Annotated in this window: 29 protein-coding genes; 3 read left to right on the top strand and 26 right to left on the bottom strand. The window is 56.4% G+C overall.

The genetic code is table 11. The annotated features are described in order from the left end of the window. Positions 1 to 19: 19 nt before the first annotated feature. Positions 20 to 358: a TraR/DksA family transcriptional regulator gene (locus tag ACR0EO_RS01220; protein WP_480686569.1), complete on the top strand. Its 339-nt coding sequence runs from the start codon at positions 20 to 22 to the stop codon at positions 356 to 358. Here the strand turns inward: ACR0EO_RS01220 and ACR0EO_RS01215 are convergent. The 18 genes from ACR0EO_RS01215 to ACR0EO_RS01130 form a co-directional block, all read right to left on the bottom strand. Continuing rightward, positions 339 to 569 (bottom strand): DUF7742 family protein, encoded by a 231-nt coding sequence (locus ACR0EO_RS01215; RefSeq protein WP_480686568.1) that lies wholly within the window; start codon positions 567 to 569, stop codon positions 339 to 341. The genes ACR0EO_RS01220 and ACR0EO_RS01215 overlap by 20 nt on opposite strands. A gap of 72 nt (positions 570 to 641) precedes the next feature. Then, entirely contained in the window at positions 642 to 4,607 is a 3,966-nt protein-coding gene (locus tag ACR0EO_RS01210; protein ID WP_480686567.1) for a baseplate multidomain protein megatron, read from the bottom strand. Further along, the gene (locus ACR0EO_RS01205) at positions 4,608 to 5,054 is read right to left on the bottom strand and encodes a C40 family peptidase (RefSeq protein ID WP_480686566.1); all 447 of its coding nucleotides are present in this window, start codon (positions 5,052 to 5,054) and stop codon (positions 4,608 to 4,610) included. Next, complete coding sequence (locus tag ACR0EO_RS01200) at positions 5,051 to 5,938, bottom strand: DUF2163 domain-containing protein (protein ID WP_480686565.1); 888 nt, start codon at positions 5,936 to 5,938, stop codon at positions 5,051 to 5,053. Before ACR0EO_RS01200 ends, ACR0EO_RS01205 begins: the two co-directional genes overlap by 4 nt. Next, positions 5,938 to 6,570, bottom strand: coding sequence for a phage distal tail protein, Rcc01695 family (locus tag ACR0EO_RS01195; protein ID WP_480686564.1), 633 nt, complete (start codon positions 6,568 to 6,570; stop codon positions 5,938 to 5,940). Before ACR0EO_RS01195 ends, ACR0EO_RS01200 begins: the two co-directional genes overlap by 1 nt. A 15-nt stretch (positions 6,571 to 6,585) precedes the next feature. Next, positions 6,586 to 7,248: a phage tail tape measure protein gene (locus ACR0EO_RS01190; protein WP_480686563.1), complete on the bottom strand. Its 663-nt coding sequence runs from the start codon at positions 7,246 to 7,248 to the stop codon at positions 6,586 to 6,588. Beyond that, positions 7,235 to 7,444, bottom strand: coding sequence for a rcc01693 family protein (locus ACR0EO_RS01185; protein WP_480686562.1), 210 nt, complete (start codon positions 7,442 to 7,444; stop codon positions 7,235 to 7,237). The genes ACR0EO_RS01190 and ACR0EO_RS01185 overlap by 14 nt, the downstream gene beginning before the upstream one ends. Then, positions 7,441 to 7,761: a gene transfer agent family protein gene (locus tag ACR0EO_RS01180; RefSeq protein WP_480686561.1), complete on the bottom strand. Its 321-nt coding sequence runs from the start codon at positions 7,759 to 7,761 to the stop codon at positions 7,441 to 7,443. Before ACR0EO_RS01180 ends, ACR0EO_RS01185 begins: the two co-directional genes overlap by 4 nt. 4 nt (positions 7,762 to 7,765) lie before the next feature. Then, positions 7,766 to 8,179, bottom strand: coding sequence for a phage major tail protein, TP901-1 family (locus ACR0EO_RS01175; RefSeq protein ID WP_480686560.1), 414 nt, complete (start codon positions 8,177 to 8,179; stop codon positions 7,766 to 7,768). Positions 8,180 to 8,199: 20 nt separating this feature from the next. Further along, on the bottom strand, positions 8,200 to 8,613 hold the full coding sequence (locus tag ACR0EO_RS01170) for a DUF3168 domain-containing protein (RefSeq protein WP_480686559.1): 414 nt from the start codon (positions 8,611 to 8,613) through the stop codon (positions 8,200 to 8,202). Next, positions 8,610 to 8,948, bottom strand: a complete 339-nt coding sequence (locus tag ACR0EO_RS01165; RefSeq protein ID WP_480686558.1) for a phage head closure protein — start codon at positions 8,946 to 8,948, stop codon at positions 8,610 to 8,612. The genes ACR0EO_RS01170 and ACR0EO_RS01165 overlap by 4 nt, the downstream gene beginning before the upstream one ends. Then, positions 8,945 to 9,544: a head-tail connector protein gene (locus ACR0EO_RS01160; protein ID WP_480686557.1), complete on the bottom strand. Its 600-nt coding sequence runs from the start codon at positions 9,542 to 9,544 to the stop codon at positions 8,945 to 8,947. Before ACR0EO_RS01160 ends, ACR0EO_RS01165 begins: the two co-directional genes overlap by 4 nt. 177 nt (positions 9,545 to 9,721) lie before the next feature. Next, positions 9,722 to 10,900, bottom strand: coding sequence for a phage major capsid protein (locus tag ACR0EO_RS01155; RefSeq protein ID WP_480686556.1), 1,179 nt, complete (start codon positions 10,898 to 10,900; stop codon positions 9,722 to 9,724). 35 nt (positions 10,901 to 10,935) lie between these two features. After that, the gene (locus tag ACR0EO_RS01150; RefSeq protein WP_480686555.1) at positions 10,936 to 11,481 is read right to left on the bottom strand and encodes an HK97 family phage prohead protease; all 546 of its coding nucleotides are present in this window, start codon (positions 11,479 to 11,481) and stop codon (positions 10,936 to 10,938) included. A gap of 26 nt (positions 11,482 to 11,507) precedes the next feature. After that, positions 11,508 to 11,726: a GTA head formation protein, RCAP_rcc01685 family gene (locus ACR0EO_RS01145; RefSeq protein ID WP_480686554.1), complete on the bottom strand. Its 219-nt coding sequence runs from the start codon at positions 11,724 to 11,726 to the stop codon at positions 11,508 to 11,510. After that, entirely contained in the window at positions 11,719 to 12,891 is a 1,173-nt protein-coding gene (locus tag ACR0EO_RS01140; RefSeq protein ID WP_480686553.1) for a phage portal protein, read from the bottom strand. Before ACR0EO_RS01140 ends, ACR0EO_RS01145 begins: the two co-directional genes overlap by 8 nt. A 220-nt stretch (positions 12,892 to 13,111) precedes the next feature. After that, positions 13,112 to 13,717, bottom strand: a complete 606-nt coding sequence (locus ACR0EO_RS01135; RefSeq protein WP_480686552.1) for a sulfotransferase domain-containing protein — start codon at positions 13,715 to 13,717, stop codon at positions 13,112 to 13,114. Positions 13,718 to 13,942: 225 nt separating this feature from the next. Further along, positions 13,943 to 15,313 carry a DNA-packaging protein gene (locus ACR0EO_RS01130; protein ID WP_480688210.1) on the bottom strand — a complete coding sequence of 457 codons (1,371 nt, stop codon included), beginning with the start codon at positions 15,311 to 15,313 and terminating at the stop codon, positions 13,943 to 13,945. Between the two features lie 797 nt (positions 15,314 to 16,110). Between ACR0EO_RS01130 and ACR0EO_RS01125 the strand changes: the two genes are divergently transcribed. Continuing rightward, positions 16,111 to 17,367 (top strand): DEAD/DEAH box helicase, encoded by a 1,257-nt coding sequence (locus ACR0EO_RS01125; RefSeq protein ID WP_480686551.1) that lies wholly within the window; start codon positions 16,111 to 16,113, stop codon positions 17,365 to 17,367. Between the two features lie 42 nt (positions 17,368 to 17,409). Here the strand turns inward: ACR0EO_RS01125 and mltG are convergent, their stop codons facing one another. From mltG to fabD, 7 genes are all read right to left on the bottom strand, one after another. Continuing rightward, positions 17,410 to 18,570, bottom strand: a complete 1,161-nt coding sequence (gene mltG, locus ACR0EO_RS01120; protein WP_480686550.1) for an endolytic transglycosylase MltG — start codon at positions 18,568 to 18,570, stop codon at positions 17,410 to 17,412. After that, on the bottom strand, positions 18,571 to 19,836 hold the full coding sequence (gene fabF / locus ACR0EO_RS01115; RefSeq protein WP_480686549.1) for a beta-ketoacyl-ACP synthase II: 1,266 nt from the start codon (positions 19,834 to 19,836) through the stop codon (positions 18,571 to 18,573). A gap of 205 nt (positions 19,837 to 20,041) precedes the next feature. Beyond that, positions 20,042 to 20,785 carry a 1-(5-phosphoribosyl)-5-[(5-phosphoribosylamino)methylideneamino]imidazole-4-carboxamide isomerase gene (locus ACR0EO_RS01110; RefSeq protein ID WP_480686548.1) on the bottom strand — a complete coding sequence of 248 codons (744 nt, stop codon included), beginning with the start codon at positions 20,783 to 20,785 and terminating at the stop codon, positions 20,042 to 20,044. A gap of 122 nt (positions 20,786 to 20,907) precedes the next feature. Further along, positions 20,908 to 21,447 carry a GNAT family N-acetyltransferase gene (locus tag ACR0EO_RS01105; RefSeq protein WP_480686547.1) on the bottom strand — a complete coding sequence of 180 codons (540 nt, stop codon included), beginning with the start codon at positions 21,445 to 21,447 and terminating at the stop codon, positions 20,908 to 20,910. Positions 21,448 to 21,588: 141 nt separating this feature from the next. Continuing rightward, entirely contained in the window at positions 21,589 to 21,822 is a 234-nt protein-coding gene (locus tag ACR0EO_RS01100) for an acyl carrier protein (RefSeq protein WP_005982462.1), read from the bottom strand. A 208-nt stretch (positions 21,823 to 22,030) separates the two neighbouring features. Further along, on the bottom strand, positions 22,031 to 22,768 hold the full coding sequence (gene fabG / locus ACR0EO_RS01095; protein ID WP_480686546.1) for a 3-oxoacyl-[acyl-carrier-protein] reductase: 738 nt from the start codon (positions 22,766 to 22,768) through the stop codon (positions 22,031 to 22,033). Positions 22,769 to 22,809: 41 nt separating this feature from the next. Beyond that, positions 22,810 to 23,748, bottom strand: a complete 939-nt coding sequence (fabD, locus tag ACR0EO_RS01090) for an ACP S-malonyltransferase (protein ID WP_480686545.1) — start codon at positions 23,746 to 23,748, stop codon at positions 22,810 to 22,812. A 170-nt stretch (positions 23,749 to 23,918) separates the two neighbouring features. On the opposite strand from fabD, the gene ACR0EO_RS01085 reads away from it, so the two are divergent. Next, entirely contained in the window at positions 23,919 to 25,145 is a 1,227-nt protein-coding gene (locus ACR0EO_RS01085; protein ID WP_480686544.1) for a cytochrome b/b6 domain-containing protein, read from the top strand. Between the two features lie 54 nt (positions 25,146 to 25,199). Here the strand turns inward: ACR0EO_RS01085 and ACR0EO_RS01080 are convergent, their stop codons facing one another. After that, a complete protein-coding gene (locus ACR0EO_RS01080; protein WP_480686543.1) occupies positions 25,200 to 25,772 on the bottom strand; it encodes a YceI family protein in 573 nt (190 codons plus the stop codon). Positions 25,773 to 25,842 lie beyond the last annotated feature (70 nt).

Below are 25,842 nucleotides of genomic sequence, written 5' to 3'. Positions count from 1 at the left end.
GATCTGCTGAGTAACAAAAATGAATGAAACCGAGTTAGCGGAATTTGAGGCCCGTATAAGAACTAGGCTAACCGAACTCGAAGAGCATTCTGCTTCGGGTAAAAGCGCGCAGGCTATTGTAGAATTGGACCAGCAAGCAGTTGGCAGGCTCAGCCGAATGGACGCGCTACAAAGCCAAGCGATGGCCAAGGCCCAGCAAGCAAATCGTGATCTGGAAGCGCGCCGGTTAAGCGCTGCCCTAACTCGGATACAACAAAGTGATTTCGGATATTGCGAGGATTGCGGCAGTGAGATTCCAATCGGACGATTAAACTTGGACCTTGCCGCAACAAAGTGCGTCAGATGCGCATCCGGGTGATTTGTAATCGGATCAGGTGGCGCAAAACGGTTTCAAAACACAGGCAATAATTCAAATCGTCGAATCCCGGCTCGTCAGCAAGCTGTCTGATGCGTGCAACGGCCATCAAGGAACCGTTGCCAAAAACGGGGTGTAATCGCCCGGTTTGGCCAACATGTTTGTCGGCCAATTCCGCTTCTTCTAGCATCCGCGAACATAAGTCTTCGCGCATTTCTGGGCGCGCGCTTACAAAGTGCGCGCGCCGCAGCCGAGACATCTCCATGCAGGACAGGTCGCATATTTTTCAACCGACCCTTAACGCTGCGGGCAAACCCGGCCCATAGCTCGCCGAAACTTGCGATACCTGCACTTGATAGCTGTCAGTCACGCCATCGGACGCTTTCAACGACGTCGGATAAGTCCATTCTTGCGCTGCCAATACGTGCTCACGAACAAGGCTGCCGTCAGCAAAAACTCGAAGAAGATACGACTCGCTTTCTTCCCCTAAAGGCACGTCCAATCCGGCCCAATCATCACCGTCTATCCGGGTGCGACGAATCCACGATATCCGGTCACCAGCGGAAGAATGCGTCGCCTTCAAATGAACTGGTGCGTAAGGACGCAGGCCATTCCCTTCAAAGGCTTCTACCAGATGAACAAAAGAAGGGTCGTCGTATCCTCGCACCCCAGGACCGATGCGGTAGTGTTTCGCAATGCGTCGCTCCGCGCGCGACAGGTTCGTTTGGTACACACGCTGATCGAGCAACACGAACATCGAACCTTGCGGCCACACATCAGGCATATTTGCATCAGTACCCAATTGACCTCGTAACCGACTGGAAAGGTGATAAATTCCCGTCTCTTGCAATGCTGCTTCCGCGAACTGAAAAACCTCCCAATTTCCGGGCGTTCCATCGCCAATTGCGGCTAGATTTGCTCCGTTCAGCAGAGCTTCCCTTGGTCGAGAAGACAGCACCCCGTCGATTAGGTTAACCGGTAGCGCAGCGCCTTCGTCCCAGACACCGGCGCTTGCACGGTTCAACGGGGTTTCGGTGAAACCGATGACCGCTTGTCCCGAAATCACATCTTGCAAGGCATAGTCTTCATCGCGGGCCGCTGAATACACAGCTACACTGCCTGGCCAAGGAGATGCGGATGTCGCCAGATACGGAGCGTGCGGCACTTCTGATCCAGTGATTAAAGGCAGATCCATAAACACAGGCAGCACCGGTACTGGGGCTACAAACTGTTTAGGGGTTACAACATCATCTGGCAGGTCAGCCGGAGCGTATACAGCGGGCTCGATCCGAACGGCTTCGGCCAATTGAATATCGGCTTGCTCCAATCGATCGATACGATAGCGCGCCTCTCCTCCTTCTCCCGGCAAGGTGACAACATCGCCCGCCCCGACATGCAAAAGTGAAGGAGGCAAAGCGAACCGAGCCGTTTCGCGAGATATCCGCGCTTCGCTCAACCAACGCTCGGCGGTTTGTCGTCCCTCGGCGCGCGTCAAGGACAAGGGCATTTCGTTAACCGACACTGCGTGCGTCCGCGTATCGGGCAGAACGGCCTCTTCCGAAACGATGTCATGATTAGCATCCGACTGCACAAAGCGCAGGCGCACGCGCCCGGTCATCTCGGCCTCGGCTTCTCTACGGTATTCAACGCGGCCTTCGACTTCGGAACTGTCGACAAGTTTCTCGGAATCCAATTCAATGACACCGCGCCCATCCCGCATCCTAAACAGAAGCAAACCTTCTCGCTCGATTGCGTCGAATCCATAACTCAGCATAAGCGGTTGCAAGGCGGCCCGAGCGCTGGAGACATCCTCAACGGCATAACCGCGTACCACTCCATTAAGCTGTGTTACGTCGATATCGGTCACACCGGCGCCATGACAAATCTCTGTAACGACAGAAGACAACGTCCGGGACCCGGACCGCCCGTTCAACCAGTGGCCTCGCGCGTAATTTTCACCGTCGCTCCATTGGCTGCGCAAGTTGGGGAATGTTGGAAACGGGCGTGCGTCCCATGCCCAAACATAAGCATTCGCCAGGTCAACCATTGGGGCTAGGTACAAGTCCGAAACCGGATTTTTCTTGGGGTCAGACCAATACCCTAGCATCGCCTTCAGATATTGAGTCTGAATAAAATCATCCCGCAATCCGTTGGAGTACTTAGGTAATTTGGACTCCGAGGACTTCGCGTCCAAAAACTTATTCGGCTGATTTGTGCCTTTATTGATGGCAGCACAACCCAATTCCGTAAACCAAATTGGTTTCGAACCAGGAACCCAACTGGTCCGGTTACTCTGCCGCACACCACCTATGCGTTCATGATGTGGCTTTGACCACCAGTTACGCAAATCTTTGTATCGCCAAATCCATGCTTCGCCGTGGTCGGCGTCTGCTATTGGGGTACGTACCTGCGCCTCAGCTTCTTCCGGGGACGCGTAGTACCAATCATAACCTTCACCGCCTTCGATATTGCTGCGAAGATAGTCGAGATCATAAATCGAATCCGCACCGGCCAAGGCATCCAGATGGTCTTCACCATCCCGCCAGTCTGACAGGGGCATGTAATTGTCGATGCCAACAAAGTCGATATTCTCATCAGCCCACAAAGGGTCCAGATGAAAAAAGCGGTCACCGCTCCCATCTTTAGGTTGGTAGCCGAAGTACTCGCTCCAGTCCGCTGCATATCCAATTTTTGTTCCAGCGCCCAGAATTTCCCGCACTTCCGCTGCAAGCGAGCGCAACTGTAACACGGCCGGAAATCCAGATAGTCCGCGGATCTGTGTCAGCGCTCGCATTTCAGAACTGATGCAGAATGAATCCACACCACCAGCGGCTTTGCAAAGCACAGCGTAGTGAAGAATGAACCGCCGCAGTCCCCATTCATGTGGACCGCTGTAAATGACCGTTCCATCGGCGATTGCAAAGTCGCTGGCCCGCGCATGCCCAAAGAATGAAGCCACCTGGCTATCAGCCTCGGCAGTTTGATCAGGCGATCCCTCACGCCCCGGAGCGGCGCTCAGAGTAATACGTCCTCGCCAAGGCAATTGCGGCTGGTTAGCAGCACCAGACCAAGGATCGGGCAAACCGTTTCCCAGCAGTTGATCCATTAGGATAAACGGGTAAAACATCACGCGTTTTCCCGTCGATTTCAGGTGCTGTATCGCTTGCACAACGGAAGCATCAGCCGGAGTCGCTCCGTAAACAGGGCGCTCATTATCGTGGCGGACCACTTCAGCGTTCGCGCGATCGACCCCGGCCACATGCCACGGCATATTTTCGCCTTCTAATTCCTTATGGAGTACCTTCGGCTGAATTTGGCAATCACCACAACGCAGGTCATTCCCGAACCACGAAACGATAAGCGAAGCGGCATCACACGCTGGCAATTCTGTTTGCAATGCACGCGTCGAGGTCACCAAATCGGGAAGACCAGAGGCCGAGTTCACATTAGCGGCCCAACTCTGCCCCGGCCCTTTGGTATAGTTTACCTGTTCGCTGGCCAGTGCATATTCGCCCGTACCCGGCATGAGGGCCACGCCGCGCACAGTTTGGGAAACCGAGTTTTTTGTGTCTGGAAGCTCAGGTTGTTCCTGACGAACAACTTCAAATGAGAACTGTGGCACCCGGTTCCCGAAAGGCGCCAGTTGCAAGTTTTCAATCACGACATAAGCTGTTCCACGATAGGCTGGAACATTACCGGCTCCTTCGATGGCTTCGATCAACGGGTCCGGCAGTTGGCCTTCTGTACCGCGGTAGATGCGCATGTTGAGCCCAGCGCGCTCTAGTTCTTCTCCGTCCGCCCAGATACGCGAAACGTCAGAGATGCGGCCCGCTCCGACAGCAATGGCCAACGAAATCGAGTAGCTATAGCTGTGCGTCGTTGTCGTAACTTCGGGCGATCTGGAGGAGCCCTTGCCCCCACCACCGCCTGATTGTGTCGTCGTACTCGTACTTTGGGTTTCCAAAAAACCCGAGGCCCAAATAACCTGACCTCCGACGCGCATCCGCCCAAAGATTGTTGCGATTGCAGCTCCTTCTCCGGACTCCGTAAGACGAAATCGATCCAGTCGTCCGGTCTCAACAACTTCACTTCCGCCGCCCATTACGGATTGGCTCATTAGTCGTTGATCGATGACTCGTCCCAATGTTGCGCCAATCGCGCGCCCGATAACAGCCGTAGACAGCCCAGCAACTGTGCCGCCAACGGCCCCGCCAATCGCAGCACCTGCCGCCGAAAGAACAATCGTAGCCATTTACTTTTTCTCCAACGGAAATTCAAAACAGGCGACAATTCTTCGACGCCAAGGCTCACTCAGTGAGTTTTCGACCACGCCGTATCCTGAATACGCGTGAATAAACCGGGGAAGGTCGCCATCCTGACTGACGATGCCAACATGTTTTGCGACCCGCCCATCACGCATCCGAAACAGCAAAACATCCGCGCACTTTAGGCAACCTGGATTTTTTTCGATCAAGTGACGCCGGGCCGCAGCCCACATACGTTCTTCGCCCTGGGGTTCGGACCAATCCATACTGTAGCTTGGGACAGGTTCAGGTTCGTGACCCAGTTGAGCACGCCAGACGCCGCGCAATAGCCCCAGACAATCAGTACCGGCGCCCTTCACCGAAGCTTGATGGACGTAGGGGGTACCCATCCAACTGCGAGCCTCTTCTACAATGCTTTGGCGGCTTACCTTCATCTCCGGCTGCCCCCTGTATTTGGATTTCCTTGCTTGGGCACAGCCATAACCCAGTCTTCGCCCGGTAAATCCGGGAAACCCTGAAAGTTCAGCATGTTATTGAACTTCTTTCGGCAAACGCTCATCGTTTTATTGCAGCCAGCCGTCAGCCTAACCCGATCCCCAACAGCCAAGCCTCCCCTGATTGTTGACCACAAAGTTACATTGCGCCCTAGCTCCAGCTGCTGATCTTGTTTAATCGCCGCCCAGAGCCCTGCTGCGCGGCCAGATACGACATCCAACCTTCCCCGCTCGAACCAAGCGGTATCGTGCGCTTCTGCCCCCTTAAGCTGCAGAGCACTGTTCCCGGTCAGGTTTACGATTTCCGCGGTGGCCCAATAGCCAGGGGACTGTAGGTTAAACTTGCAGTTTCTATCGCCCAAAACGGCTGTACACGGCTTTTGGTAAATTCTACCCAACGGACGGTTCAGAAGGTCGGTCAGGCCACGCAACTCTGCGTGAAAGGCACCTCCCGCGCGGCGCAGTTCTCCGATTGAGCCCCTGAACTGTAGTGCACGTTGTTCGGGCGCAGCCCAATTCACCAGCCAGGCACGAACCTCGGCACCGTCAAACCGGCCTGCCTCAATATCTTCATCTGTGACAGCCGCATTTGAAAGGGCACCCATCGCCTCAGAGTTGTCGATAGACAGTCCTGTCGCTTGCTCGATCGCTGACGCTGTCAAACCTGTGCTTGCTTTAAAGTCCACGCCCTCAAACTGAAGATCCAAATCATGATCTGTAAAACCGTAAACCTGCCCGTCTGAACGTTTGATTGCCCAGCATCGGCATGTTGTCGTCAAACCGCTTTCCAAGTGCGCCCGTAAACCCGATTTATCCCCTCCCATCAGACGCGCACCTCCACCACAGGAACGTTGGGAACGTCACCCGCCTGAAAACTGGCCACACTTGTTTGGATAACGTTCGTGTCGAACCGAACCGGAACGTCGAATTCAAAACCTGCGGTAACCTCAACCTGTTCGGGCGGAGGATCTGAGAAGGTCACCACCCCTCGGGTTACATCCACTTCAAAATCGACGCCCTCACGCACTTCGTCCTGCTCAAGGCCCATCTTAACCGTCCCAAGCACCGGTTTTACGATTGGCCGAACGTAGCTAAACCCGCCCGAGCTGTATGTCTTGACCAGTTGAAAGGTGGTTTGTGTGCCGTCACCGCGGGCAATGACCTGATCGCCCTTGTCTGCATCTGCGGTCGCAGCGCCCGACTTGTAATCCGACCAGTCCTTCCAGCGGAACCCATACATTTGGCCTTGTCTTGCCTCGAAAAACGAAATCAAGGTTTCGATATCGTCCAGAGACCGCATCCCCAGCCCTGCATCGTAGCGCCGCCTTGAATGTGCCCACGGCGTGTTGCGTTCTTCAAACCCGTTCGCAAGCGTTACAATATCCGTGCGCCGCTCAGGACCGCCGACCGAACCAAAGCTTAGGCTGGCCGGAAATCTAACCTCATGGAAATTCATTTTCTGCGCCTCGTATTAGCCGTTGCGATTGCCGCGCCCCAAAGCGCGGCTCATCTGTGCTGCTATCTGTCCCTGGCTACGGCGAAACCCCTGTACGTCGGGCGTAGAAATGTTCATGACCACGTTCACTGCACGACCGCCTCCGGATGTCCGAACACCAAGTTTGCCGTCTGAGCCACGCGCCAATGGCATGATAGCTTCTGGACCCGCTTCGCCCATCAAGCCGGTGCCACCGCGCATGGGGAAAGTCGTCGGACCGCTTACAACTCCTCCATTTGCAAATGGCATCACGCGGCCTTGCGAAAAGCTGCCTTCATCTGCAAAGGGCAAAATCCCCTGCACCAAACTACCTACCCCGTTGGCCAACATTCCGCCGAAGTGTTCCGTCACCGGCCTGATAGCCGCAGAATAGGCCGTGCGGATCATCGAGTTCTTCAACACGTCAAGAGCGTTAGACAAGTTCATCCCGTCCAGAACAACACCGTCAAAGGCCTTGCGCAATCCGCCGGACATTCCCCGCTCCAAAGTGGCGACATCCTTGCCGGTCTCTTCAAAAGCTGCACTGATACGTTTCATCTGGTTATCGAATGCAGCAGCCATTGACGCAGCATCCCCCAGCGAGTCGCCCAGCGCCTCGCCCCTTTCCTGCAGGTCGTCCAACCCGTCACGATTGGTCATCTCGCTCTCCTTGTTTTTTATCGGGGTAAGTCGCAAGTAGGGCAGCCAGCCCCGCCCGATTCATTGCTGGCATGCTGGCACCCTGCCCAAGCATCAGTCGAAACTCGGCCGGGGTCAGTTGCCAGAACTGATCGGGCGTTAGGCGAAGGCCGACAAACCCGGCTCTCATCAACGCGGACCAGTCAAACCCGCTCATGACGGCTCTGGTACCATGAAAGCCCGCGCCAAAAGCTCAGCCGCTGCACGTGCGCCGGCCAACGGACCACCCTGGATCTCGGCCTTAAACAGGTCAGAACGGTTTGCATCGGCCCCACCTCCGCGCAATCCCGCTACGATCAGCGCAAGCACATCACCGCTGGAAAACGTCCCGCTTTCAAACCGCTGCACCAACTCAACCAATGAACCAGTGCCCAGTTCTTGTTCCAATTCCGCCAAAGCACCCAGCGTCAGCTTGAGCACTCGTTGCTCCCCATCGATGGTCAAAGCCACCTCGCCCGTCCACGGATTGGCCATTGGATTACAGAGCCGTGAAGGCCAGAGCACCAGCGCTTGCCATGCTCATTTCGTATGTGGCCTCGCCGTTGTGAGAGCCCGCATATTCGATGCTGGAAACCTGAAAGGCCCCTTCAACAATTCCGAAATCAGGGATGATCACCTGAAAGCTCGGCGTTTCTCCGTCAAAGAACAACTGGCGCGCCCGCTCATCTGTATCCGCATCCTTGAATACGCCCGAGCCCGAGATCGCGGCTGATTTGACCCCTGCACCAGATAGCAGTTCACGCCATCCGCCTTGGCTCTCAAGACTGGTGACATCAACACTTTCTGCGTTGAAGCTAATCCGCGTGGCTCGCAAGCCTGCGATGGTTTCGAACAGGCCCGAGCCGTTCATGTCCACTTTGACCAACAGGTCTTTTCCGTTCTGGGCAGCCATATGCTCTCTCCGTTGATTGCTTAGTCGTCTTCCACGCGGGCGCGGAATCTCAGGTCGATCTGGCGGATTGCGCCCCCTGTTCCCGTCCGCCGGGCGGAGGCGCGTTCGAACCACAGCCCGACAAGGCGGCCTCGGTTCAGTGACAGTGCGGCACCTTCCAGCGCGTCGCATACGGCCCCTGCAAGTGTCTTCGCAGCACCAAAACCCGCAGCCTCTGACATTATGGACACCGTGAAACGATGCATTGCACCGGCTCCGGTTTGATCCGAAGCGTCCCGCACCTCTTCCGGGCCGAGTGTCACGTAGGTCTGAGGCAATGATCCGCTGGGAACTGCGTCGTAAACCGCTCCACCGGCAAGAGTTTGGACCTGTGCGTTAGTCGCAAGCTGTTGGTACACCGCCGCCTGCAAATGGGCTGAAATGCCATAACTCATGCCGCCACCTCTTCGTCTGCAAAGCAGGTAAGGTATTGACCACGAGGGTCGCGCTCGGCGACCGCGCGGATGACAAAGCGCCTAGAACCTTCCGTAAAGCGCTGTTCCGGCGACGGGCGTGAGGCCGATCCTTCGGGCGCACCGCGCACCACAATGCGATATCCGACACGCGATACGGGCACTCCGGCCACCTGGCGCTCAGACCCACTGCGTGCCGTAACTTCGGCCCAGACCGCTCCAAGAGATTGCCAGGTCTCGGTATACCCACCGGCTCCATCAGCGATGCGAACTGGCGCTTCGAGCACGAGCTTTCGGTTCAACCGTGGTGATTTCATAGTACCCCCCCCGCTCCAAAGCGCACTGCGCGGTAACGCTGGATCAGGCTCGTCACACCGAAAGGCATACACCCAGCGCCTAGGGACGTTTCATCGCGGTATTCGTAGTAATGCGCTGCCAAGAGCAGTACCGCTTGCCCTAGGTCTGCAGGTAGGCCTTCCCAATCAGGCGCCATCCCAGCTGTAAAGGCGATTTCAACCGACCCGCCCGTAACAATTGCCGGCAGCTTTGAGCCCGTGGTGCGTAATCTGGGACGCTGACTGTCACGCTCTAAGCGGTACACACTGGCCGCCATTTCCTGGTCGTTGCCTTGTGCGTTGGTCAAGGTTACGGCATCAATCGACGTTACTGGCGCCACTGGGAGAACCTCAGCCTCTTGGCTGCGCCACCCATTCAACCTCCACGAAAAACCACGTTCAATAAGGGCTTTGCCCGTGCGTGCTTCGATCGCCGCTATCGCGGCCCGCAAAAAGCCCTTCAACACCTCGTCCTGCACATTGTCCTCGGCAAAGCCTGTGCCAAGCCTGAGGTGCGCCTTGAACTCGTCCACCGGCAGCGCCGCATCCGCGATGGCGGTTTCTTCGATCAACATCATCCATTTACTCCGCAATCTCGGCCCCCTCCGGGGTCGTCACTTCAAGAAATTGGCAGGCACGCGTCGCCCCACGTTGCTCGGACGGAGGGGAGCAGCTAGACAACGCAGGGGATCTCACCCCGACACGGGCCCGCCACCCGAAGGGCTGGTTGCCCAGCCCCCCGGTTTCGCCACCGCTTATGCAGTGCCGAATTTCACTAGCTTGATCGCAGCAAAGTCGCTGACATCGCCGCCGACGCGCTTGGTCGCATAGAATAGGACATGCGGCTTGGCGCTGAACGGGTCGCGGAGGACGCGTAGATCTGGTCGCTCAGCGATGGTGTAACCGGCCTGGAAGTCACCGAAAGCAATCGAGAAACTGTCAGACGCCGCGTCGGGCATGTCCTCAGCGATGAGGACAGGATAGCCCATCAGTCGCGCAGGTTCCCCTGCCGCCAACCCGTCCGACCATAGGAAGCGGCCGTCGCTGTCTTTTAGCTTGCGGATCACACCTGCGGTTTTCGAATTCATCACGAAGGTGCCGTTCACCCGGTACTGCGCGCCCAGCGCATAGACCACATCGACAATTGCATCGGCATCAACACCGCCATCAACGCCAGTCGGAACGTAACCGATGTTGCCCCACGCCCAAACATCGTTGTCGACTTTGGCATGGTCAAGAATGCCTTTCGGCTTGTCAGCTCCGTCCCCCGAAATGAACGCCGCCGCTTCAGCCCGAGCGAACTTGTCCGCGATACGACCAGCCAGCCAACCTTCGACGTCAAAAGCGCTGTCATCCAACAAACGCTGAGAAGCTTTGGGAAGTGCACTCAGCTCATGCAGAGCAATGGAAATACGGTCAATCGAGGGGGTCGCGGTCTCTGTAGCGGCCGAGGCCTCATCGGCCCAACCCGCGCCGACATCGGTGTGGTCGATCAATACATCGAACGAGTTTGCTTCGACGTTGACTACCGACGCGATCGAACGGATCGACGCGGTAGACTTCAACACCGACTTGATGATTTCAGCAGTCTGAGGGTCAACAAGAAAACCACCATCGCTGTTGACCGCACTCGAAAGCGACTTGGCCTCCATCTCCAAACCTCGGAGGCCATCATCGTCGCCCGATCGCACATAGGCATCAAAGGCTTTTTGGTGTGGAGCACCGTCTTCAATCGATGCCGCAAGATGCGGGCGCGCCGCGATAGTTGATTTACGATCCAGCATATTCAGTCGCTCTTCTGTGTGTTGGAGTTTGGTCTTAACTTCGGACTTCAGGCCTCTGAATTCATTTACGAAGCCAGCCATCGCCTGCTTCACCTCCTGAACCAGGGGCGCACCCTTTCCGGTCAAGGCCAGGTTCTCGGTCTTGCTCATCAGCACTTCCATTTCTTGGGTGAGTTTGAGGCGCGCTAGGGTCGCGCCAGCTCCCGCCGGGCGTGGTCAAACACCTCGGCGATTCTGCGCAAAGTGTCTTCGGCGTACGGGGATGTCCCTTTTGCCGCCACTCGCGCACTAGGCAGCATAGGGAATGTCACTAGAGACACTTCCCACAGCTCCAGTTCGGTGAGGACTCGTTGGCCCTTTTCGTTATTTAAAGCCCGCTTTGTGCGGTATCCAATCGACAAACCGTCCATCGCTCCGGCTCGGACCAACTCGGCTGCCTCGTGGCCTTTTTGCGTGCTTTCCAACAAACGGCCTTTGACCCAAAGCCCCTTGTCGTCTTCTCGCACTTCGTCCCAAACGCCAATGGGTTGCGCCGGGTCGTGCTGCCACAACATTTTGACCCGCTGTCCTGATTTCGCCAGAGCGTCCAGTGACGCACCGTAAGCGCCTCTCTGCACCACGTCGCTACCCTGATCCACCTGGCCGAACAGACTGGCGTAGCCTTCGATCACCGCATCTTCGGACACAGTCAGACCATCACCAAACCGTGCGAACTTGTGCTCCAAATCCATGAACATCTCCTCGTAAGACTCTGACTTCACGGCGTTGCCGCAAGGAAAGACTGGAAAGCCTGCGCCAGTATCACTGCCGCGACGCCGTAGACCGTTAGCCACAGCCGGCGCTCCAACCGCCCCATCATCTCTTCGATCTGATCCAGCCTTTGGCACAGATGCGCGTGCTGGATCTCGGCCACTCTCTCATGCGCGGCCAGACGCAAGCCTGGCGCACAGTCGAACGGCTGATACCCCTCAGCCATCCGTGTCCTCCGCTAGTGCCGGAAGTCCTAAAAGAGACCTCTTCTCAGCATCCGTTAGGAATTCGGCACGGCTGACCCGCGTCCATTGCGCATCCCTTTCGGTCGCCAACGCGGGCACCTGATCCAGGTCGGGCTTCAGCATCAAATCTTCGCCGGAGTAACCTGAGAGCCACTCTGACACCGCCGCCGCCACCCGCGTCACCAGAGGCAGCACGGTCAGGCGATAGAACGCCCGGTTGGCCTCTTGATAGTTCGAATAGGTCGCGTCCCCTTGGATCCCCAGCAGCATCGGCGGGACTCCAAAGGCCAACGCGATCTCGCGGGCAGCGGCTTCCTTGGTCTTTTGAAACTCCATATCCGAGGGCGAGAAGCCCATCGGCTTCCAATCCAGCCCCCCTTCCAGAACCATCGGTCGCCCGGCGTTCCGCGCGCCACGATAGTTCTGCTCAATCTCGTCGGACAGCCGGCGGAACTGATCCTCTGCCATCACACCGTGGCCATCGCCGCCTTTCCAAACCAACGCGCCAGAAGGCCGCGCGGCATTATCCAACAGTGATTTTGACCACCGAGACGCGCTGTTGTGCACATCAATCGCCATGGCTGCAGCTTGCATTGGCGAAAAACCGTAATGGTCGTCTTGTGGGTGGAAAGACTTGATGTGGCAAATGGCATGCGCCGGGAAACGATGCGTCTTACCGCCGGCTGTATAATCATACGCCTTAGGCCAACCATCTGCCCCCGGCACGACACTCATCCGGTCCGAACGCAAAACATGAAGTTCAACAGGCAACCCATCTTCGGCCTGCACCGCTTCGATGTAAGCATTGCCTGACAAAAGAAGCTGACCAAAGACAGCCTCCATTAACTCTGCCCGTCCCTGGGCAGCATTCGGGCGGCGCATCAGGGTTAGAATTGGGTGCACGTCGTAGCGGTGTTCACGGTTCTGCAAAACCAGTGGCAACGCAGCTGCGGCCTCAGCAATCAGCTTGACCGAACGAAACCCCACCGGATTACCGGAAAACCCGGTACGCGTCAGAGACACGGCATCACGAGGGCTCCAGGCAACGCGTCCATCTGTTTGCCAGGCCACAACTTTTCCCGCTGCACTTGCCTTTGCTTCGGGCGCTTCTTCAGCCGCTCCACGACGTAAGAAATCGAATACCATGTTCAGATGCTCCTTTCTTTCGCCGCTCTGTCCGGCTTGTTGAAAAGAGTTATGGAGGAAAGAAGTTTAAACCTTGGGAACTGGGCGTTCGGAGCTTAAGCAACACGTCCAATAAGAAAGGGCGCCCCAGTGGGCGCCCATCCAAGCCTGTCAGAAGTAGTGCGTCAGGAATGAACAATTCGGCTAGTACTAAGCGACATACCGTTTGCGCCTTACCTGTTCAGCTAAACAAAGGGTCCAGCTTCAGAGGCACCAGGTACTTTTCGGTCATCTCTTTTTCAGTTTTCTCAAACATCTCACTAAAATACTGGAAATCGCGGATATTACGGGCTCTTTTGATTTCCCGTTCTCCTTTGTTTTCCTGCTCGACATACCGAGCAAACCCTTGAGTGTTCTCCTGAATCGAAGCTTCTAACCTCTCCTGATCCACAACATGGCCGTCCGTCGAGACGAACTCGATTATGTCAGACAGGGTTTGACGTGGATTATCGTACAGATCCTTGTAAGCCACCCACTTTATCGAAGGGTGGTCTCGTACGGCTTCATCCAGGCACCACTTATCAACAAACCGTTTCCAGTAAGCCAGGTTGCCCAGAAAGAAGGCGTTCCATATTTCTTCGGTGTTTTCGTCATTTCCATGTCGAACAGCAAACTCAAAATATGAGGCTATGCTCTCCAAGGGATGCCTGTATTGAACCAGATATACCTTCCCTTCCTCGAGCTGAGCAGGAAGGTCATTGGCGGCACATTCAAAGTCATGATCTTTTATATAGTTTGCCCGTTCAAGGGCCTCGCCATCGTGATTGTACACGCTCGCGAACCGCATGGAATCCTGAAAGTAACTACTGCACAAGTTACGTAAAAACCTATGCCCTGAACGCGGGAAACATGGGTTTAGAACGGGTTTCATCACCTCTGCGTCAGAAGCACGACCCCAGTACCTATCAGAGATAAGGCGAAATTTTTGTCTTATGTTCATAGATTTCATATTCGGCATACTTTTATCTAAAACGCCATGCAGTCAACCAGAACCAGTGATTTGCAGATCGCTTCATAGCATCCGCATCCTTGGCCGCCGGAAATGCGCCGCAGGTGCAATGATCAGATCATGTAATGCCCAAACCAAAGAGTCCACGCGGTCTGGCGAACCCTGCCCTTCGTAACCGCGAGAGGTCATCTGGCACATTTCCTCCTCCAACGCGTTTAATCCTTTGACGTGTGACACCCTACCTTGTTCGTACAAGGCAGCTGCTGGTTCTGCACGGGCTATTTTTCCGCGTGAGGCCCGCACCGCTCGGAACGGAACCAAAGGATCGATTTGCCGGACGACTTCTTCAACAAGTTGACCACCTTGGTTAACCTCGGCAACCAACCGCTCCGCCTTGAACTCATCCATTGCTTCTACCGCGGCGCGTGCCCAACCTGACGGGCTAGCGCCCTGAATCGTGCGATCCGCCAATACACAAGCCCGCCAATCCTCGGGCGGTCCTTGCAATTGCGCTCCAACGACCACGATACCACAGGCGTCAGCCTCAGACCCAGACGTGACTGCTGGGTCCAAAGCGACCACAACCCGATCCAATTCAGGTGCACACTCGACCCGCGCGGCATCTAATATCGAGGCCGTCCAAAGCGCCCCTTCGGCATCTGAAAGCAAAACACCGTCCAATTCCTGTCGCCCTAGTCGTGTATTCGCATAGCGAGCACGAACTTCCAGCAAAAAAGACTCTGCTAAGTTAGCCCGGTTCGCCTCGGTTGGGGCATGGGTCGTGACGGTCGACGGTGACGCCAGCAAGTCCTTCAAAACCTTAACGTTCCGAGGTGTTGTCGTGGCGCAGACCCGAGGTTGATCTCCTAGGCGCAGTGCAAATTGCAACATGTCCCAAGTCTCACCAGCCTTTTTCCATTTAGCCAGTTCATCCACCCAAGCCGCATCGAATTGCGGCCCCCGCAATCCTTCGGGATCGTGCGCTGAGAACGCCTGAGCTTCGGCACCGTTAGGCCAGATCAACTTGCGCTCAGAGGCCTTCCAACTCGGCCGCCGATCCGGAGGAGAGCACTGCAATATCCCGCTATCCCCAAAGATCATCACATCACGTACTTGGTCAAAGGTCTCGCCCACCAGCGCCACGCGGCACGCTTTTCCGTTATCAAGTGGTTTTGGTCCTTCAACCATCGACCGAACCCACTCAGAACCGGCGCGTGTCTTTCCAGCACCGCGCCCGCCCATGATCACCCATGATCGCCACTCGCCCTCAGGCGGCAGCTGGTGTGGGAACGCCCAAAACTCGAAAAGAAAAGGGAGGGCGCACAGCCCTCCCTCCCCGATATCACTCAGAAATCTTTCCTGAACCGCAGCATCTGCGGAGGCGAGCCAACCTGCACCCGATTTCAAATCGAGCGCCCTCAAGGTCGAGTGCATAGCCCCCTTGGGCGATTCCGGCTTGTCTGTGATGTTGTTCGACAAAGCTTGTCTCCACTTTTTGGCAACTTCGGATCAGCCCCTCTAACTGCCCGAGTTGTTTGCTGGCTCCAGCAAGATCTGCATCCTCCCCGGCATCAATCTGACTGCGCAGTTCTTCCGCTGCTTGGCGCAGACCGCGAATGGATGTCTCAAGCGACTGCAAAAGTTCCGCAGTTTGGGACATCCGCTCTTCCGGGGTAATCAAAGTCATGTTTGCCTGTGACCTCATGCGTGAGTTTTCTCCGCACGAGAGAAACGAAAAACGGCCACCGGGTTTCCCCGGGGCCGTTGCCCACTTCCTCTAGCATGGCACAACTTATACGGGTAATCGTGCATTATGTCAAGATTTCACGCAACGGCGACGCAACACTCAGCGCACGGTAAGACCCTGTGTACGAGCAGCCGGCATCGCTTCTCCTAATCGTGGCTTTAAAGTCGCGACCTTGGAATTCCGCGCAACACTTGGGCGACTTGAACTTCAGCCTAGCGTTCAAACCTTGACATTTCGCTGCGCAACGATCATGTGCCCCCAATCACAGCGCTGACGCGTGAGCAAAAGTGGGCCGTGCTGCCCCTACCAGCGCCAATACATATCTCCTAGTTCCCCTTCACGCAGGGTTCTTGACGCGATGACCGGATGTCTCAGGATTGGCCTGAGTATCCTGAGGTCTCGCACAACCCCTGCCGGTCGCTGGAATGCGGCCAGTCTCGACACGTCCGTGGGCCTTTGCCTTTGGGCTGCAAAGGATAATTATTTGTTCGACTTCGACATGCTGGGTCTAGCCCCAGCTCTTAACGATGCGCTTAAAAACGCAAACTTCACTCAACCGACCCCAATTCAAAACAAAGCCATCCCGCTGGCTCTGGAAGGTCACGACATATTGGGCCTTGCGCAAACCGGCACCGGTAAAACACTTGCTTTTGGCTTGCCGTTGATTGACCACCTGCTCGCCCAGCCGGGCAAACCAGCCCCTAAAACCGTGAAGGCATTGATCCTTGCCCCCACCCGTGAGTTGGTTAACCAGATCGCTGATAGCCTCCGCAACCTGACAAAAAAAACCAAGTTGCGCGTTGCTACTGTGGTAGGAGGTCAATCGATCGGCAAACAGATTTCTTTCCTGTCTCGTGGCACGGATATTCTGGTCGCAACCCCCGGTCGCCTGATCGACCTGATGGAGCGCGGCGCAGTTGACCTCAGCTCTGTCCGTCATCTGGTTCTGGATGAGGCTGACCAGATGCTCGATATGGGTTTTATCCATGCTCTGCGCAAAATTGCCCCCGCTTTGGGCACACCACGCCAAACCATGCTGTTCTCGGCCACTATGCCGAAACAGATGGAGGAATTGAGCCAGTCCTATCTAACAAACCCCCAACGGGTTCAGGTCTCGCCTCCTGGCAAAGCGGCAGACAAGATCACACAATCCGTACATTTTCTCAGCCGCCCGGAAAAACCGCAAAAACTGCGAGAAATTCTGTCTGCGGATATGGGAGCCCTTACGCTGGTTTTCGCCCGCACAAAACACGGAGCTGAGAAACTGATGAAAGGCCTCGTGGCGGATGGTTTCAATGCGGCCTCGATCCACGGCAACAAAAGCCAAGGACAACGTGACCGAGCGATCAAGGCGTTTCGGGCCGGAGAGGTCAATGTATTGGTCGCGACCGACGTGGCTGCTCGAGGAATTGACATTCCCGGTGTTGCTTACGTGATCAACTACGACCTGCCGGAAGTTCCAGACAACTACGTGCATCGGATTGGTCGGACAGCGCGCGCCGGTCGTGAGGGTGAGGGCATTGCCTTCTGTGCCCCTGACGAGCTGGATCAACTGCGCCAAATTCAACGTCTGATGAAGATCGAAATACCGGTCGCCAGTGGTACGATGCCTGAGTTCGCCGAACCCAAGAAACCACGCAAGCGCGGAGGGTTTCAGGGACGTAGGCCGCAAGGTGCGAATAAGTCGTCGAAGCCTTCGTCCTCCAAGCGTCGCCGTTCACGCCAACGCCCTGCTGCTTAAGCACCTAATAGAAAGGGCCGCGCTTTCGACGCGGCCCTCAAACTAGTTGCCCGAGCTATTCCTCTCGGCCTCAATCTCTCGCCATTTGGCGACGTTGCGATTGTGCTCCTCAAGAGTCTCGGCGAAAGCATGACCGCCTGTTCCATCCGCCACAAAGAAGACGTAGTCGGTGTTTTCTGGGGCGACAGCAGCCTCAAGGCTTGCCAAACCAGGGTTGGCGATTGGAGTGGGCGGAAGACCGTCAATCACATAGGTGTTCCAAGGCGTTGCCCGGCGAAGCTCACTTCGGCGCAAACCCCGTCCAAGCACACCCTGCCCCTTGGTTACACCGTAGATTACTGTCGGGTCAGTTTGCAGCTTCATGCCGCGCTCAAGCCGGTTGACAAAAACGCTGGCCACCTGGCCACGTTCGTGTGGAACACCAGTTTCCTTTTCGATGATCGATGCAAGGATCAGCATTTCTTCGGGGTTGCTGATAGGTAGGTCGCCCTGTCTGCTCTCCCAGACAGCATTGATCCGCAACTGCTGTTTATCCTGCATGCTTTGCAGAACTGCACCGCGATCGCTCCCCAGCGCCACATCATAACTGTCAGGCGCTAGCATGCCCTCGGCCGGGATTTCTGTTACATCGCCGGCCAAGGCGTCGATGGCTTTGAGCGCTTCGACAACCTGCCACGAAGTCACGCCTTCGGCGACAGACACGCGATACCGTGTGTCAGCGTCCTGACGCTTTTCAGCATACTCAGCTGGCGCTTCCTCTTCACTGGCTTCAAAGCTGGCGATCTCAACGAATTCGAGTGTACTCGGGTCCAGTTCCCGCACTCGGGTCTGAACCCGAGTTACACCAATACGATACTCGATCTCAGATCCGCACGTGCTGGCACCGCTGCTTGTAATCTCGTCGATGATCTGTTCCATCGACGCGCCTTCGCGGACCAGAAAACTACCTGCCTTGAGCTTTTGCGCCTTATCAGTGTAGTCCGCCGCCATGCGAAAGATCATGGCGTTGCTGATGGCGCCCTCATCCTCAAGCTGCTGGCTGACGCGAGTCATGTTAGACCCACCCTTCACCTGCAGACAAATTGCGGTTTCCAGGGGGCCTGCGGATTTATATTGCGACTGCCCCCACAGAATTAGACCGCCCATCAGGAACAGGCCGACCACCAGAATGGTCAGCGCGTTCGAAGCCAGGGCCCGCCACATTTAGCTGACCTTTCCGAAGATCACACTGGCGTTGGTTCCGCCAAACCCGAACGAGTTCGACAGCGCAACGTTGATCTCACGCTCACGCTTGGCATTAGGTGCCAGATCAATCGGTGTCTCAACTGCAGGGTTATCCAGGTTAATTGTCGGCGGCGCCACTTGATCGCGGATCGCAAGGATCGAGAAGATCGCCTCGATCGCGCCTGCCGCGCCCAGCAGATGGCCCGTGGCAGACTTGGTCGAGGTCATGGTCGCATTGCTTGCATGATCACCCAAGAGGCGTTCCACCGCGCCCAATTCGATCGTATCCGCCATGGTCGAGGTGCCGTGGGCGTTGATATAATCCAAATCCTTCGGCTCAAGCCCGGCGCTACGAAGAGCTGCTTTCATCGAGCGCTCGGCACCATCGCCATCTTCGGACGGAGCGGTGATGTGGTAGGCGTCGCCTGACATACCGTAGCCCAAAACTTCGGCGTAGATTTTCGCTCCACGCGCTTTGGCGTGTTCGTATTCTTCAAGAATAACGATTCCCGCCCCTTCACCCATAACGAACCCATCGCGGTCAACGTCATATGGACGGCTGGCCTTCTTTGGATCGTCAGCGTACTTGGTCGACAGAGCCTTGCATGCGTTGAAACCTGCAATACCGATTTCACAGATGCACCCTTCGCCGCCGCCGGCGACCATTACGTCTGCGTCACCAGCACGAATAATGCGGCTGGCATCGCCAATCGCGTGAGCGCCAGTTGAACACGCGGTCACAACCGAATGGTTCGGGCCTTTAAATCCGTGACGGATCGACACCTGCCCCGAGGCCAGGTTGATCAGAGCGCCAGGAATAAAGAATGGCGAAACTCGGCGCGGACCCTTGTCGCGGATCAGGTTTGCAGTTTCCGCGATGGACCCAAGCCCGCCAATGCCGGAACCAATCAAAACACCTGTGCGCAAGAGCGCCTCTTCGTCCTCTGGAAGCCAGTCAGCATCCTTGCAGGCCATTTCGGCCGCGGCGATCGAATACAGAATAAAGTCTTCGATCTTGCGCTGTTCTTTCGGCGGAAGCCAATCATCAGGATTGAACGTCCCGTTGGTTCCGTCGCCACGCGGAACTTCGCAGGCATAGGTCGTCGTGACCCCGCTTGCTTCAGCATCGAACTGAGTGATCGGTCCCGCGCCGGATTCTCCGTCCAGCAGCCGCGACCAGGTTTCCTCGACCCCGCTGGCCAAAGGAGTGACCAATCCAAGACCGGTTACAACGACTCTGCGCATGAAGTGCCTCTTGCCTGCTTCCTGTTTGAGAACCGCTCATACCCCGGCCCGGGGGCCGGGGGCAAGAGCAACAGCAGATTCCCTTCCGGCATCATCTCGCCAAAGCCGAAAGAAATTAAAGTTTGCCGTTACGTTTGAGGTTCCAAAAATAAAAAACCGCCTGCTGCTTTGACGGGCATCAGGCGGCCTGTTTTTGACTATCGTCTTATTGGAACTGCGCAACCGGTTCGTGTGCAGCCTGCGCAGTCTGCAGCGCTTCAACCAGATCGATCGACTTACGGAACAATGCCCGCCCGACAATCGCGCCCGAGATGTTCGGAATGTACGCCAAACGCGAGATGTCATCCGAAGTCCGAACCACACCGCTGGCGATGATAGGAGTTCGGGATTTTTCGGCAACTCCGGAAATCAAGCCCAACTGCGCCTCTACGTCTTCCATGTCGCTGTCGATGTCCGTCACAACAATGGCGGCAAAGGGTGTGTCAGCAAACGCCTCGATAAACGCCTCGGGGGTGAAGGCACTCTGGCTGCGCCAGCCCTCAGTCATGACCAGGCCTTGCCATACGTCCACGGCCAGAACGATCTGGTCCGGATACAGCTTAGCCAGCTCTTTCACCAGTATTGGATCGCGTGCAGCTAACGTGCCAATCACAACACGCCCAGCGCCTTTGTCGATCCAGTGCTCAACCTGCTCGCGGCTACGCATACCGCCTGCCAATTGAACAGGCATCTCAGCCGAGCGAATGATCTCTTCGACCAGCTCCGAATTGGTATCACGCCCTTCAATCGCATCGAAGTCCGTCAACTGCATCCATTCCGCACCTGCAGCGGACCAGCTACGGGCCGTTTCGACAGGGTCTACGTGCCAGATCATTGCTTCGTCCAGACGGCCTTTCTCGAGTGTTACACACCGGCCGTTCTGCAATTCCATAGTGGGATAAATCCTCATGAGCACGCTCCTCCGCTCAATCGCTTTGCACAACCATTACACCATACACAGCGAGTCGCCCACGGATTTACCAGTTTCGGCAAACTACAGACAAATTGCGGCATTGCAGCAGACGACGTTTTTTAGATACGAGCCGGAGGACCGTTCCGACGCAACAGTTGAACAGGAGTGTTGTTGTACTGGCACTCTCGCATCATTATATAACCAAGCTTTTCAGCCAGCTTTTGCGAGGCCGAGTTCGCGGCATCGATCATTGCGACCAGCGGCCCCGGCATAACTCTGTCGAACCAGTCATGAGCGGCCTGAGCGGCCTCGAGCCCCAATCCCTGCCCCTGAGCCTCGGGGACAAGAACCCAACCAGCTTCGGGAAAACTGTCAAAGTCTTCACCTATTTGGCGGTTTCCATAAAAAAACCCGGCCTGACCGATCATTTGGCGATTCGACTGCTGAAGAACCGCCCATTGGCCAAATCCAGCCATTTGCCAGTGCCCAGCATTTCTAAGGAAAGAATCCCAAGCTTCGCCGCGTGAACGCGGTTTGCCACCGATATGCCGCACGATGCACGGATTCTGCCAAATCTCGGCGAACCGGTTGAAATCTTCAGGCCGCATGGCGCAAAGCGTCAGGCGAGCCGTATTTATCATCGGGGTGGATCGTATCATGCCCTGCCCGCTCTGAATTATTGCGCCTCACACGAGAGCGTGCGAACGAATACTATAGCTGGCAAGCCTGAATTCGGTTCAAGCACAAAAAACGGCGCCTCCGTTGCCCGGAAGCGCCGTTTTTAAGAGATTTCGAAGCGATTAGGAAGCTTCGGAGATGAATTTGACGGCGTCGCCAAAGGTCTGGATGGTTTCGGCTGCGTCATCCGGAATCTCGATGCCGAACTCTTCTTCGAAGGCCATTACCAGCTCAACAGTGTCCAGGCTGTCTGCGCCCAGATCGTCGATGAAAGACGCGTTTTCAGTAACTTTGTCTTCTTCAACACCCAGGTGCTCAACAACGATCTTTTTAACGCGATCTGCGACGTCGCTCATGTCTATTCCTCATTCCATTTCAGGGCGTATTGCCCGGTTCTGCCCTTGCCCGCTCAGGCTGGCTTTGATTTGCCCGGTCGGGCGGTTTGGGTCCCCGATTACCGGGAAAGTAGAAGGCCGACCAAACGGTCGACCCCTGCATTCATGTGCCGCCTATAGCACAGACAACGCCCGAGGCAAACGCTTTCGCACCTGCCTCGATCCGCGTTTACAACATGGCCATGCCGCCGTTCACATGCAAGGTTGTTCCGGTAACATATCCAGCTTCGGGGCTGGCAAGGTACAGAACTGCTGCGGCAATTTCAGATGCCTCGCCCATACGTCCGGCCGGAACCTGTGTCAGGATTCCGGATTTCTGGTCGTCCGTCAGCTTGTCCGTCATCGCGGTCGTAATGAAACCCGGAGCCACCGCGTTTGCCGTGATTCCGCGACTTGCTACCTCATATGCCAGCGACTTGGTCATACCAACCATACCTGCCTTGGACGCGGCATAGTTGACCTGACCCGGGTTGCCGGTCGCGCCGACCACGGACGAGATATTGATAATCCGGCCCCAGCGCGCCTTCATCATTCCGCGCAGAACACCTTTGCACAGCTTGGCTGTGGCGGTCAGGTTCACGTCGATCACGCTCTGCCATTCGTCGTCAGACATGCGCATAAACAGGTTATCTCGAGTGATGCCCGCGTTGTTGACCAGAATGTCGACCGAACCCATCGCATCCGCCGCCTGTTTCGGCAGCGCCGCAACGGCTTCGGGGTCGCTCAGGTTACAAGGCAGAACATGGGCGCGCTCGCCCAGCTCATCTGCCAACGCCTGCAGAGGCTCGACCCGCGTACCGGACAGCCCGACAGTAGCGCCAGCGCCGTGCAGGGCGCGTGCAATATCGCCTCCGATACCACCCGAAGCGCCGGTGATCAGCGCGTTCTTACCTGTCAAATCAAACATTCGGTTTCCCTCTTGGTGCGCCCCAACGGGGCGTTTTCAACTTACGATTCGGCCTGGGTGACCTTTTGCACGTCTTCCGGCGTACCTACGGCCTTGCCTGCGATGTCGCGGTTGATCTTGCGGATCATGCCCGACAGCGCCTTGCCTGCGCCGATCTCCCATGTCTCGGTCACGCCTTGCGCTGCCATATACTGAACGCTTTCGCGCCAACGGACCGAGCCGGTGACCTGCTCGACCAGCAATTGACGGATCAGGTCGGGATCGGTGACAGCTTCGGCACGCACGTTCGCTACCAGCGGCACGGCAGGTGCCTTTATTTCGACAGAGGCCAGCGCTTCGGCCATGACATCAGCCGCGGGCTGCATCAGCGCGCAGTGGAAAGGAGCACTGACCGGCAGCATCACCGCCCGCTTGGCGCCTTTTTCCTTGGCGATCTCTGCCGCGCGTTCAACGGCGGCCTTGGCCCCCGAGACAACAACCTGTGTCGGATCATTGTCGTTCGCAGCCTGACATACTTCACCCTGTGCGGCCTCTTCGGCAACTGCACGTACAGCGTCCAGATCAAGGCCCAGAATGGCCGCCATTGCACCCTCGCCGACCGGCACGGCGCTTTGCATTGCTTGACCGCGCGTGCGCAGCAGACGGGCGGTATCCGCAACCGTCAGCGCACCAGCCGCTGCCAGAGCCGAGTATTCACCTAGTGAGTGACCGGCAACGAAAGCCGCATCCGACACCGAAACACCTTCGGCCTCAAGCGCGCGCATCGCGGCGATAGAAGTTGCCATCAGCGCCGGTTGCGCATTTTGCGTCAGCGTAAGGTCCGCAATATCGCCGTCCCAGATCAGGCTGCTCAGTCTTTCACCCAGTGCCTCGTCGACCTCATCGAATACAGCCTGAGCTGCAGGGTAAGCCTCGGCCAAAGCCTTGCCCATCCCGACAGTTTGGGCGCCCTGCCCCGGAAATACGAATGCGCGTGTCATTGCGACCTCATGGATGACGTTAGGTTGCGGCGGGGTGTAAACTGTGTGCGAGCGCGGCACAAGCATTGCCTGACCTCTGCACTGTGGCACTTTTGATGTGCGTACCGCGCTATTGAGTCCTGATCCCATGGCTTTAGGTTGAACGCAGCCCTTCCAGCCCGGAGCAACTGATGCCTTCAACCAACACCTTTTCAAGCTATGGCAGCGTGACCAAGACGTTTCACTGGTTAACCGCCCTGTTGATCTTTACGGCATTGCCTTTGGGGTGGTTCGCCAATGATCTGGCCCACGCAATCTATGACCCGTCCGTCCCTACCACCGAAGAAGACATTGCACGGGCCGCCCGTCTGTTTTCGTTACACAAGACGGTAGGTGTCACTGTTTTCTTTGTCGCTCTTGCCCGCATCCTTTGGGCAGTGACGCAAACCAAGCCCGGATTGCTGAACGCAGAAAACAAGCCCGAAGCTTTCGCAGCAGAAGTCGTCCATTGGATGTTGTACGCTGCGTTGGTTTTAGTGCCGTTGACAGGTTGGGTGCATCACGCCGCTGCCGAGGGTTTCGCCCAGATCCTGTGGCCATTTGGTCAGAACCTGCCATTTGTACCCAAGTCACCTTACCTAGCCGAAGTCACGGCTGGTCTGCACTGGCTTTTCATCTGGGTTCTGGCTGGGTCTTTGGCGCTGCACATCGCCGGAGCACTCAAACACCACGTGATCGACAAGGACAGCACTCTTCGACGCATGCTGCCGGGCAATTCGGAGGCACCTGAGCCTCCTGCGCAACATCACTCGACCGCGCCTGCATTCGCGGCCCTTGCCGTCTGGGGCGCAGTTTTGATTGGCGGTTGGTCTACCGGCGTGTTTTCGGATCACTCTACCGCGGCGACCGACACAGCTGAACTGACCGAGGTGCAATCGGACTGGAAAGTTCAGGACGGCGACTTGTCTATCACGATCGCCCAACTGGGCAGCCCGGTTACCGGCAGCTTTGCCGATTGGACCGCAGCGATAGCCTTTGAAGACCCGGCAGAACCGGGCCAAGCCGGGACGGTGGATGTAACGATTGCGATCACGTCTCTGAGCCTTGGAACGGTCACTGATCAAGCCATGGGGGCTGATTTCTTTGACAGCGCTCAGTTCCCGACGGCCCAATTCAAGGCAGATATCTTCAAAACCGAAACTGGTTACGAGGCGCGCGGACCGCTGACTATTCGCGACAAATCCATGGATGTCGTCCTACCCTTTGAATTGGAGTTACAGGACAATACCGCAACGATGTCTGGCGAACTGGAACTGAATCGAATGGATTTCGATGTCGGCACATCCCAGCCGACCGAAGACTCGCTTGGTTTTGGCGTTGTTGTCTCGGTCAATCTTACTGCAGAACGCGGGCAATAAAAAAACCGCCGGGGTGATCCCCCGGCGGTTTCTTCTTAGAAAGTTTGAACTGGATTATTCAGCTTTCTGAGCTTCGACTGAAATACGAACCTGAACTTCGTCGCTGACGAACGGTGCAAATTGACCTAGGTCGAACTCGCTGCGGACCAGTGTGGTCGTCGCGTCAAAACCAGCCCAAGGCTTGTTGGCCATTGGGTGATCGCCAACTTGGTTCAATTTGGCGTCCAGAACGACTGACTTGGTCACACCATTCATGGTCAGGTCGCCAGTGATGTTGGCTGTGTTCTCGCCGGTGACTTCGATACCTGTCGAAGTGAATGTGATCAAATCGCCTTCGGCTACACCGAAAAAGTCTTCGGTCATGAAGTGATCTTCACGGGGCTTCCAGCCAGTAATCATCTCAACAACGGGCATCGACACGGACACACTCGAAGCAGCAGGATCCTCCTGATCGAACATGATCTCGCCTTCAAAGCCCGAGAACATGCCAGTTGTGGTAGAATAACCCAGATGGTCATAGCTGAAGACTACCTGGCTGTGGCTGGGGTCCAGAACGTATTTCTCGGCGCTGGCAAACGCCGAAGTTGCCGAAACGGCCAGCGCCGCAGCAAGAAGGGTGGTTTTCATGACAATCTCCGCAATTTTGTGGATGCAAACCGAATTGGTTGCTCGATAACGAAAATGTGCTGCCCAAGGG

The organism is Ruegeria sp. BE9, assembly GCF_056538765.1.
This window is presented reverse-complemented; position numbering and strand designations above follow the sequence as displayed.

Excerpts from the sequence above, each read along its gene's own strand:
- ACR0EO_RS01200 (WP_480686565.1), bottom strand. The coding sequence starts at position 5,938 with ATGGGAGGGGATAAATCGGGTTTACGGGCGCACTTGGAAAGCGGTTTG.
- ACR0EO_RS01080 (WP_480686543.1), bottom strand. The coding sequence starts at position 25,772 with ATGAAAACCACCCTTCTTGCTGCGGCGCTGGCCGTTTCGGCAACTTCG.
- ACR0EO_RS01215 (WP_480686568.1), bottom strand. The coding sequence starts at position 569 with ATGCGCGAAGACTTATGTTCGCGGATGCTAGAAGAAGCGGAATTGGCC.
- ACR0EO_RS01210 (WP_480686567.1), bottom strand. The coding sequence starts at position 4,607 with ATGGCTACGATTGTTCTTTCGGCGGCAGGTGCTGCGATTGGCGGGGCC.
- fabG (WP_480686546.1), bottom strand. The coding sequence starts at position 22,768 with ATGTTTGATTTGACAGGTAAGAACGCGCTGATCACCGGCGCTTCGGGT.
- ACR0EO_RS01130 (WP_480688210.1), bottom strand. The coding sequence starts at position 15,313 with ATGCACTCGACCTTGAGGGCGCTCGATTTGAAATCGGGTGCAGGTTGG.
- ACR0EO_RS01220 (WP_480686569.1), top strand. The coding sequence starts at position 20 with ATGAATGAAACCGAGTTAGCGGAATTTGAGGCCCGTATAAGAACTAGG.
- ACR0EO_RS01110 (WP_480686548.1), bottom strand. The coding sequence starts at position 20,785 with ATGAGGATTTATCCCACTATGGAATTGCAGAACGGCCGGTGTGTAACA.
- ACR0EO_RS01105 (WP_480686547.1), bottom strand. The coding sequence starts at position 21,447 with ATGATACGATCCACCCCGATGATAAATACGGCTCGCCTGACGCTTTGC.
- ACR0EO_RS01195 (WP_480686564.1), bottom strand. The coding sequence starts at position 6,570 with ATGAATTTCCATGAGGTTAGATTTCCGGCCAGCCTAAGCTTTGGTTCG.
- ACR0EO_RS01100 (WP_005982462.1), bottom strand. The coding sequence starts at position 21,822 with ATGAGCGACGTCGCAGATCGCGTTAAAAAGATCGTTGTTGAGCACCTG.
- fabF (WP_480686549.1), bottom strand. The coding sequence starts at position 19,836 with ATGCGCAGAGTCGTTGTAACCGGTCTTGGATTGGTCACTCCTTTGGCC.
- ACR0EO_RS01205 (WP_480686566.1), bottom strand. The coding sequence starts at position 5,054 with ATGAAGGTAAGCCGCCAAAGCATTGTAGAAGAGGCTCGCAGTTGGATG.
- ACR0EO_RS01135 (WP_480686552.1), bottom strand. The coding sequence starts at position 13,717 with ATGCGGTTCGCGAGCGTGTACAATCACGATGGCGAGGCCCTTGAACGG.
- ACR0EO_RS01140 (WP_480686553.1), bottom strand. The coding sequence starts at position 12,891 with ATGGTATTCGATTTCTTACGTCGTGGAGCGGCTGAAGAAGCGCCCGAA.
- ACR0EO_RS01155 (WP_480686556.1), bottom strand. The coding sequence starts at position 10,900 with ATGAGCAAGACCGAGAACCTGGCCTTGACCGGAAAGGGTGCGCCCCTG.
- ACR0EO_RS01085 (WP_480686544.1), top strand. The coding sequence starts at position 23,919 with ATGCCTTCAACCAACACCTTTTCAAGCTATGGCAGCGTGACCAAGACG.
- mltG (WP_480686550.1), bottom strand. The coding sequence starts at position 18,570 with ATGTGGCGGGCCCTGGCTTCGAACGCGCTGACCATTCTGGTGGTCGGC.
- ACR0EO_RS01175 (WP_480686560.1), bottom strand. The coding sequence starts at position 8,179 with ATGGCTGCCCAGAACGGAAAAGACCTGTTGGTCAAAGTGGACATGAAC.
- ACR0EO_RS01185 (WP_480686562.1), bottom strand. The coding sequence starts at position 7,444 with ATGAGCGGGTTTGACTGGTCCGCGTTGATGAGAGCCGGGTTTGTCGGC.
- fabD (WP_480686545.1), bottom strand. The coding sequence starts at position 23,748 with ATGACACGCGCATTCGTATTTCCGGGGCAGGGCGCCCAAACTGTCGGG.
- ACR0EO_RS01165 (WP_480686558.1), bottom strand. The coding sequence starts at position 8,948 with ATGAAATCACCACGGTTGAACCGAAAGCTCGTGCTCGAAGCGCCAGTT.
- ACR0EO_RS01150 (WP_480686555.1), bottom strand. The coding sequence starts at position 11,481 with ATGGATTTGGAGCACAAGTTCGCACGGTTTGGTGATGGTCTGACTGTG.
- ACR0EO_RS01145 (WP_480686554.1), bottom strand. The coding sequence starts at position 11,726 with ATGGCTGAGGGGTATCAGCCGTTCGACTGTGCGCCAGGCTTGCGTCTG.
- ACR0EO_RS01160 (WP_480686557.1), bottom strand. The coding sequence starts at position 9,544 with ATGATGTTGATCGAAGAAACCGCCATCGCGGATGCGGCGCTGCCGGTG.
- ACR0EO_RS01170 (WP_480686559.1), bottom strand. The coding sequence starts at position 8,613 with ATGAGTTATGGCATTTCAGCCCATTTGCAGGCGGCGGTGTACCAACAG.
- ACR0EO_RS01190 (WP_480686563.1), bottom strand. The coding sequence starts at position 7,248 with ATGACCAATCGTGACGGGTTGGACGACCTGCAGGAAAGGGGCGAGGCG.
- ACR0EO_RS01180 (WP_480686561.1), bottom strand. The coding sequence starts at position 7,761 with ATGGCCAATCCGTGGACGGGCGAGGTGGCTTTGACCATCGATGGGGAG.